The organism is Nitrosomonas sp. (assembly GCF_019752095.1).
Taxonomy (GTDB): Bacteria; Pseudomonadota; Gammaproteobacteria; order Burkholderiales; family Nitrosomonadaceae; genus Nitrosomonas.
In genome coordinates, this window is the sequence record NZ_JAIEMO010000008.1 from 126,681 (window position 1) to 133,533 (window position 6,853).

Below are 6,853 nucleotides of genomic sequence, written 5' to 3' on the forward strand. Positions count from 1 at the left end.
TTTTTAGACCGAATTACGACGATTAGGCAATTACCATGCAACAGATGTTGTTAGACATTAACCCTCTACCATTACCTACGCTGGAGAATTTTCTGCCCGGGCGCAATGCAGAATTGATGCACACGCTGGCAAATATTCTGTCAGGGGAAGAAAAAGAGCGTTTTATTTATTTGTGGGGTAACCCTGGTTGCGGTAAGAGTCATTTGTTGCAGGCGATCGTCATGGCGTATACACAAAAAAACACAAAAGCGATGTATGGCTGTGCCAAAAATTATCAACGCTTTTGCGTTGACAATGCGGTAGATTGTTTCGTGATTGACGATATTGACTATCTGGACGCCGCAGGTCAGGCCGAATTATTTAGTCTGTATAATCGTCTGCGCGAAGAAGGCCATTCACTATTGCTGGTAAGTGGATCTACTGCACCGGTGTATTTGAATATGCGGCAGGATCTGGTTACCCGCCTGGGGTGGGGGCTGGTGTACCAGGTGCACGAATTAACGGAAGAAGAAAAAATATTCGCGATGCAGGCGCATGCCACTGATTGCGGTTATATGTTGTCTCAAGAAATATGTCTTTATTTATTACGGCACGGCCGACGTGATTTACCGTCGTTGATGATGACATTGGATGCGCTGGATCGTTATTCCCTGGTCCATCAACGCCCAATAACTATACCTTTATTAAGAGAATTATTACAGGTGGATTCATGAACTTAGCATTGTTTGATCTGGATAACACGTTAATCGCGGGCGATAGTGATTTTCAGTGGGCACAATTTTTGATAGAAAAAAAAGCGTTGGATCGTGAGTTGCACGAGGCCAAAAATATTGAATTTTATGAGCAATACAAAGCGGGAACATTAGATATTCATGAATTTCTGGATTTTCAGTTAAAACCCTTGGCGCGGCATTCACGTGCCCAATTAGAAGTTTGGCGCAGTGAATTCATGTGCAAGAAAATTATGCCGCTGATTGCGCCGGGAACGCGGCAGTTAATCGAACAGCATATGCTGGATAATGATTTGTGCATCATCATTACTGCCACTAATAGTTTTGTTACGGCCCCGATTGCCCAAGCGCTCGGCATTAGTCATTTGATCGCGACTGAACCGGAAGAAAAAGATGGCGAGTTTACCGGCCGGGTGTCTGGAACACCATCATTCAGAGAAGGAAAAATTGAGCGATTGGAGAAATGGCTGGATTTGCATAATCTGACCTGGCTATCGTTTCTCCGCAGCTGGTTTTACAGTGATTCTCTAAATGATTTGCCCTTGCTTTGCAAAGTGACGCACCCGGTTGCTGTAGATCCGGACCCCACTCTGAGGAGCCATGCAGAAAGCAATGATTGGCCGATAATCAGTTTACGTTAGTAGATCCGTTGAGAACTATCTGCCTTGCATTAGCTGCTTCGAAAACATTTTTCAATGGCTTGTTAATCTTCCTGTCTTAATTGCGGAAACAAAATAACATCGCGAATACTCGGACTATCGGTCAATAGCATGACTAGGCGATCGATGCCAATACCTTCGCCGGCTGTGGGTGGTAAGCCATATTCCAGCGCACGGATATAGTCCGCATCATAATGCATCGCTTCACTATCGCCAGCATCTTTGGCTTTGGCTTGCTCCTGAAAACGTGCTGCTTGATCTTCCGGATCGTTTAGCTCAGAAAATCCATTGGCGATTTCCCGTCCGGCGATATACAGCTCAAAGCGGTCGGTGACGCCTGGGTTATTGTCGTTACGCCGCGCTAAAGGGGATACTTCTGCTGGGTAATCAACGATAAAGGTGGGTTCAAACAACAGATGCTCGGTGGTTTCATCGAACAGCGAAAGTTGCAAACCACCGATACCATCGTTGGGATTCAAGTGAATGTTCAATGCCTGCAATTTTTTGATCAAATAATTACGATCATTCAATTGCTCGGTCGTGTAGTCCGGATGAAATTTTTGAATGGCCTGAGTGATGGTCAGGCGCATGAACGGTTTGGATAAATCCATCGTCTTGCCTTGGTAGCTAATGTGCGTGGTACCCAATACCTGCTTGGCCACGTGCGCGAGCATTTGCTCGGTGAAATCCATCAGATAAGTAAAATCCTGATAAGCCTCATAGAATTCCAGCATGGTAAATTCGGGATTATGCCGCGTGGAAATCCCTTCGTTTCGAAAATTTCTATTAATTTCAAATACTTTTTCCATGCCACCGACAACCAGTCGTTTCAGGTAAAGCTCAGGAGCAATGCGCAAAAATAGCGCCATATCCAATGCGTTATGATGGGTGGAAAAGGGTCTTGCCGATGCGCCTCCCGGAATCGAGTGCATCATTGGTGTTTCAACCTCTAGATAATCGCGTTCAACAAAAAATTCACGAATGGCCTGGACTACTTTGGAACGGATGGCAAATACTTTGCGTGTTTCTTCGTTAGTAATTAAATCAAGGTAACGCTGACGATATTTTTGCTCTTGGTCGGCCAAACCATGAAATTTTTCCGGCAATGGGCGCAAGGATTTTGTGAGCAATTGTAAATCAGTGACCCGAATTGAGAGTTCGCCTGTTTTGGTTTTGAACAAAGTGCCTTGTGCGCCCAGGATATCACCCAAGTCGTAATGCTTGAATGCTGCGTGCACAGGTTCTCCGGTGTGATCATTCGAGATATACAACTGAATGCGCCCGCTCATATCCTGTATGGTTGCAAAGCTGGCTTTACCCATTACGCGTTTTAGCACCATGCGGCCTGCTATTTTTACAATCGTTGGTTGTTCCTCTAGTTGCTCTTTAGAGAGCTCATTAAATTGTTTAAATAATTCTGAAGTTAAATGATCTCGTCTGAATGTATTAGGAAAAGCGTTATTGGTCTGGCGTATTTCAGTCAGTTTGGCGCGGCGTTCAGCAATAATCTGATTTTCATCATAGATAACCGGTTGATTTTCTTGAGTCATATTAGGGTGTTGTATAAAAATGTACTTTAAGTCAGGCTGCTGCTTAATAGGGTTGTTTACTAAAACTGTTTTTTGGGTTTTGTTATTTTATGCGACTGAGGTGGCAGTTTTTTCAGAGTATGTCCGGTTTTGTATTTCTCTTATCTTTCTTTATGAAGTGTACCCAGATGTGCAATTTATCACAGGGTTTTGTTGTGATATAACCTAAACTTCCAGCATTTCACGTTTCATAGTGTATGCGATATTAACTGATAAATAAGGTGTTTTCTAGTTTTTTGTAGGTTTGTTGCATGAATGTTCACAAAACCTTATCAGTATATTCATGAAAAATTAACAACTAGAATCTGATAATGATCATATTTAACTTTACGCTAATCTATAGGCATAAATGTTTACTGAAACGATACAAAACATATTGTCTGTCGATCGTATTAAAGTTCTTTTGATCGATCCCCATCCGATTGTTTTATTTGGATTAAGCTCTATTCTCGAAGTCGCCAATGATTTTGAGGTTACGGAAAGATTGAATTCAGCTGATTGTGCTGAGGATATATTGAAGCTGAAGAAACCGGACATGGTGCTGATGGATCCTCATGTGCCTGGCGTTGCTGGACTTAATCAAGTTAAGCTGGTGCAAGCCTCATTTGGAAATGATATCAAAATAGTGATATATACTGCTGCAGTCAATCAGACTGAGACCTGTGACCTGATTAGAATGGGCATAAAAGGTATTTTGCTCAAAGAAATGTCGATTTCACTCGTCCCGCAATGTTTGAAGAAAGTGCATGCAGGAGGCGAATGGTTAGATCGCCGCTCCATGAGGATGGCATTCGAACAAATCTTACAACGCGAATCAGCGCATCAAATTGTTTCTGAACATTTGTCCAATCGAGAGATGTGCCTGGCTGCTTTAATTGCTAAAGGTTATAGCAGTAAATCGGCCGCACGGGAATTGCAAATTACCGAAGGTTCGGTACGGGTATATCTCAATCGTATTTATTCTAAGCTGCATATTTCTAGTCGTCTACAGCTGGCGCTTCTCTTCAAGGAAAAAGGGCTGAGTTAATCGCCCATCAGCATCATGAATTACGTAATTGAATCGTAAACCACCTGCTAAATTCTCAATAGTCATTTCATCTGGAAATAATGAGACCCCTTATTTATCAGTTGAATGATTTGCACAAAACTGACCGGCGAATACATAAGATCAATTGCTTAGAGAGAGTAGGATTTTTCTGGTCTGGCTTCAGTGGTTCTTCCAGCGAACATAAAAATCAAAGCAGAATATCATACCTCTATTTATTGCGATTAGCGTTCAAGTGAAACAATAATTACGTGATTTGAGAAGTTATGCTGAGGCAGGGATATAACTTGGAGAATGACTGTTGTTTTTCTAATTGGGTGTTCCTGTGCACAAGAATAATCCTACATATTATTCTTATCTGACAGTGAGTTGAGAATATTCTAAGTTGCGCATATTTTAGTCAGCCTTGTTAACAATTGTTAACAGAGAGAATTAACATCTTGTAGCTATCTATGTGTCAAAAAACTCCCTAATCTTCATTACGCATGCATGATTATTTAAAAAATGGCATTTGCCAGTGTTAGTAAGCACTAAGGAAGGAAGTGACGTCCATCAAGTTTACTTTGATCTGATGGATTTCAATATAAGTTATACAGGGCCTATACATAATCAATGCGCACACAAAGTGTGATTTTGAGAAAAATAACGTTACCTAAGAGAGGGAAAAATTATGAAATCCGACGAATATGAATCGAGTCAGGGCAACGCCACTGATTCGGATTCTCCATCAAATGAATCGCGGCGTGCGTTTTTTAAAACGACGGGGGCCACGATTCTGGCCGCACCGGCCATTTTAACTTCGCGTAAAAGTTCAGCGCAGAGCATTGCTGATGATGAACCGTTACCACCCAGTCCACCAACTACACCTTGGCTGAGAGAACTACCGGAAGTGATAGAGCCGCTGGAGCAGACTGATCTGGCCAATGATCCTTTGCCTCCACAAGGCGTTGCCAATACTGCGAATGGAGAATGTGGACGCGCCAATCATCAACGCTGGGAACATTTTTTTGGTGATCACCCGCTTTATCCTGATCAAGCGGATACCTATGATTTTCGTGTTCAAGCGATAGAGGATCATGAATTTCATCCGGATTATGCGAAACAACTGGCATGGAATTACGTAGGTGGGGATGATCAGGTAAACCCAACCATTCATGCACGCTATGGGCGCCCGATTATTGTGCGCTTACATAATGAGTTGCCCGCAAATCATAGTGGATTCGGTACACCGGAGATCAGCATGCATTTGCATAATTTGCATGCGCCTTCGGAGAGCGATGGTTTTCCGGGCGATTATTTCAGTGCAACCAAAGCCGGACCTACAATGGGCGGCCCAGGGCGCTGGAAGGATCATTTTTATCCCAATGTGTATGCCGGATACGATGAATTTCCGAAGAGCGCTAAAAACCCGGTGGGTGGCGATTACCGTGAAGCGTTAGGAACGCTGTGGTATCACGATCATTGCCTGGATTTTACCGCGGCCAACGCAGGGCGTGGTCTGGCTGGTTTCTATTTGCTCTATGATGAACTCGATTCGGGTGACGAGCATGATCCTAATCCCAAGGCATTGCGGCTGCCCAGTGGCGCTTACGATTATACGATGGCATTCCAGGATAAGCGTTTTGGTGCGGATACGCTACAAATACACGATCAATTTGATCCGGAAGGAACGTTGGGCGATAAGGTGACCGTCAATGGCATTATCGAACCGGTTCTGAAAGTGGCTAGACGTAAATATCGTTTTCGTTTTCTCAATGCAGGTCCCACGCGGTTCTATCAATTTCATATCGTGGCTCCTAACAATGTGCAGCAAACCTTTATCCATATTTCCAATGATGGCAATCTGCTGCCGAGGTCGCTGCTGAACCGGAAAAACGTTCGATTGGGCGTGGCCGAACGCGCGGACATCGTGGTGGATTTTTCTGCGTATTCACTCGGTACCGAGCTTTATCTGGTCAATCGCTGGGAACAAACCAGCACGCGCGGTCCGAAAGGGATTAAAGGACCCGGCATGCGGGTTGTTAAATTTGTCGTTAATCGTGAACCAGATGAGCCGGATGTGAGCCAGGTTCCAACCAAGTTGCGTCCAATCCGCAGACCGACTGCTGCAGAAATTGCGGCTGCTCCGGTCAGAACCTGGCGGTTCGAGCGGAAAAACGGCATGTGGGCAATCAACGGGGGCTTTGTGAATGTGCATTCCGCTGCCGCGAATATGGCCCAGGGCAGTTTTGAGATCTGGGAATTGGAAAATCCATCCGGCGGCTGGAGTCATCCGGTCCATATTCACTTCGAAGAAGGAGTTATCCTGAATCGTTACGTTAGTGGAATTGAAGTGCCGGTGCCAGGATATGAAAAAGGCCGCAAGGATGTTTATCGATTGGGACATAATGAGAAAGTAAGACTATTTATGCGCTTCCGGGATTTTCCAGGAAAATATGTGATGCATTGCCACAATATGACCCATGAAGACCACGCCATGATGGTGCGTTGGGACATTCTGGGCTAAACGAAGAGAGAGGGCTATATCATGAATAAAGAAAATGAACCGGTTAACTCGCGCAGAGAAATCCTGGCGGGCATGGGATTGGCGGCATTGGGTTTGGTCGGACTCAATTCAGTTTGGCAAAAACTGAGTTTTGATGACCAGTCATCCACGCGCAATTCCAACATCAGCAAATACAAACCGGCGGGCGATGCCACGCCGTTTCCAAACGTCACGCTGTACACGCATGAAGGTGAAGCGGTGAGGTTCTATGACGATCTGATCCGCGATAAAGTGGTGGCGATCAACATGATGTATTCGCAATGTTCCGGCATCTGTCCGAAATC

General features: G+C 44.4%; 5 protein-coding genes and 1 pseudogene. 5 read left to right on the forward strand and 1 reads right to left on the reverse strand.

Annotated elements, in window-relative coordinates; all coding sequences use genetic code 11:
* Positions 1-35 precede the first annotated feature (35 nt).
* Both hda and K2Q13_RS03750 read left to right on the forward strand, forming a co-directional pair.
* A complete protein-coding gene (gene hda, locus K2Q13_RS03745) occupies positions 36-713 on the forward strand; it encodes a DnaA regulatory inactivator Hda (RefSeq protein WP_292919323.1) in 678 nt (225 codons plus the stop codon).
* Entirely contained in the window at positions 710-1,372 is a 663-nt protein-coding gene (locus K2Q13_RS03750) for an HAD family hydrolase (protein ID WP_292919324.1), read from the forward strand. The genes hda and K2Q13_RS03750 overlap by 4 nt, the downstream gene beginning before the upstream one ends.
* Before the next feature lie 62 nt (positions 1,373-1,434).
* Here the strand turns inward: K2Q13_RS03750 and lysS are convergent, their stop codons facing one another.
* Positions 1,435-2,940, reverse strand: a complete 1,506-nt coding sequence (gene lysS, locus K2Q13_RS03755; RefSeq protein WP_292919325.1) for a lysine--tRNA ligase — start codon at positions 2,938-2,940, stop codon at positions 1,435-1,437.
* A 388-nt stretch (positions 2,941-3,328) separates the two neighbouring features.
* On the opposite strand from lysS, the gene K2Q13_RS03760 reads away from it, so the two are divergent.
* The 3 genes and pseudogenes from K2Q13_RS03760 to K2Q13_RS03770 form a co-directional block, all read left to right on the forward strand.
* A complete protein-coding gene (locus K2Q13_RS03760) occupies positions 3,329-4,006 on the forward strand; it encodes a response regulator transcription factor (RefSeq protein ID WP_292919326.1) in 678 nt (225 codons plus the stop codon).
* A gap of 688 nt (positions 4,007-4,694) precedes the next feature.
* Complete coding sequence (locus K2Q13_RS03765; protein ID WP_292919327.1) at positions 4,695-6,530, forward strand: multicopper oxidase domain-containing protein; 1,836 nt, start codon at positions 4,695-4,697, stop codon at positions 6,528-6,530.
* Between the two features lie 21 nt (positions 6,531-6,551).
* Positions 6,552-6,853, forward strand: a pseudogene (locus K2Q13_RS03770) (SCO family protein); the annotation flags it as partial.

Excerpts from the sequence above, each read along its gene's own strand:
- hda (WP_292919323.1), top strand. The coding sequence starts at position 36 with ATGCAACAGATGTTGTTAGACATTAACCCTCTACCATTACCTACGCTG.
- K2Q13_RS03750 (WP_292919324.1), top strand. The coding sequence starts at position 710 with ATGAACTTAGCATTGTTTGATCTGGATAACACGTTAATCGCGGGCGAT.
- lysS (WP_292919325.1), bottom strand. The coding sequence starts at position 2,940 with ATGACTCAAGAAAATCAACCGGTTATCTATGATGAAAATCAGATTATT.
- K2Q13_RS03760 (WP_292919326.1), top strand. The coding sequence starts at position 3,329 with ATGTTTACTGAAACGATACAAAACATATTGTCTGTCGATCGTATTAAA.
- K2Q13_RS03765 (WP_292919327.1), top strand. The coding sequence starts at position 4,695 with ATGAAATCCGACGAATATGAATCGAGTCAGGGCAACGCCACTGATTCG.